The 1,461-nt window shown below is 59.7% G+C and carries 1 protein-coding gene; it reads left to right on the top strand.

Annotated elements, in window-relative coordinates:
* The first annotated feature begins 77 nt into the window (after window positions 1-77).
* Window positions 78-1,439 (top strand): ISKra4 family transposase, encoded by a 1,362-nt coding sequence (locus MK745_RS19635; RefSeq protein ID WP_027246198.1) that lies wholly within the window; start codon window positions 78-80, stop codon window positions 1,437-1,439.
* Window positions 1,440-1,461 lie beyond the last annotated feature (22 nt).

The following is a 1,461-nucleotide window of genomic DNA, read 5'->3' as shown; positions in this document are numbered from 1 at the left end:
GGGAGTGGACAGAACATGGGGGTCGTCGTCGGTGATCTGGCCTGTGCTAAGGTAAGCTCTTTGTATGGGGGGCTGCCATGGACGTACGGATTACAATCGAAACTACCTTCGACAACGGGGAGAAGCGCACTCATCAGCTTGACGGCATTTCTCGACCATACCGGGTGACCTGCCCAGACGGGATCGGGCTGCGCCTCGAGGATGGGAAAAGGATCCTCGAACAGATCCAGAGGGTAATCCTTTACGATCAGGTCGATGAGATCATTCGAGAAAGCCGCGTATGCCCGGATTGCGCCTCGGTTCGTGCCATTCATGACTATCGCACGCGCGATCTCGACACGCTCTTTGGGCGGGTTCGGGTCAAAGCCGCGCGCTTGCGCCGCTGTTCGTGTGATGCCAGGTCAGCGGCGATGCCCGGCGGACCTATTTCTCCGCTGGCCTATTTCTTTCCTGACCGGGCTACCCCGGAGCTGCAGCGGCTCCATGCGGAACTCGGGTCCCGGCATTCCTTTCGCGAAGCCGCGCGGCTGATGAAAAGCTTCCTCCCCTGCCATCCGCCCCATCACACCACGGTGCGTGACCGGTTGGGAAGAGTAGCCGCGGGGCTCGAGAAAAGTCGAAGGGCATCAGGCGATCCCGCTGAAGCACTTCCCAAAGGGGGTTTGACGGTTTTTCTGGACGGTGCGCATATCCGCTGTCGACCGGAGTATCAGCAGCGACACCTGGATCTTGTGGTCGGTAAGATTGAAAGTCGCAATATGTGCCGACGATTTGGCTTGGTCGCCAATGCGACGGCATCGCCAGGCAGCCGGATGCGAGAAGAGCTGTCAGACTTTGGATGGAAGCCGGGCCGTCTGTTGACGGTAATCTCTGATGGCGAGCTTGCTCTCCCGAACCTCATACGGAATGCCATGGGTGGCGACGGCCAGGTGAAGCATATCCTCGACTGGTGGCACATCTCGATGCGTATTCGACATGTCGAGGCCGCCGTTCAGGGTCTGGTCCAGATACCGGGATTCACTGGAATTCCGGTGCTGTTCCAGCGCCCCGCGAAAAGCCTTCGCTGGTGGCTGTGGCATGGCAGAGCACGGGTCGCGGAAACTTATCTGAAAGGGCTCATGCACGATTGCACCCGCCTTGCGGAAGAACCTTTGGCTGTCCGCACCGCTGCCGCTCGTGTGCAGGCCCGATGCGGGACACTGTACACCTATCTCGCGAACAACATGGAATCCCTTGTCGACTATGGCCGACGGTACCGTAACGGGCTGCCCATCTCGTCATCTCGTGCCGAAGGATCAGTCGATGACATTGCCAATGCCCGCATGGGAAAGCGCAGAAGGATGCGGTGGTCGCCCAAAGGGGCTCACCGAGTAGCCGTCACAAGGGCCGCAGTTCTCGATGGTCGGCTGACCGTCGCAAACAGAAAACGCGCCGCATGACCCCCATGTTCTGTCCACTCCC

Origin of the sequence: Shimia aestuarii, assembly GCF_022814865.1 — a bacterium.
Lineage (GTDB): Bacteria > Pseudomonadota > Alphaproteobacteria > Rhodobacterales > Rhodobacteraceae > Shimia > Shimia aestuarii_A.
The sequence above is the reverse complement of the archived record's forward strand: the minus strand, read 5'-3'. Positions and strand labels throughout refer to the sequence as shown.

Bases quoted from the DNA above. Each gene is read 5' to 3' on its own strand.
- MK745_RS19635 (WP_027246198.1), top strand. From the start codon at position 78: ATGGACGTACGGATTACAATCGAAACTACCTTCGACAACGGGGAGAAG.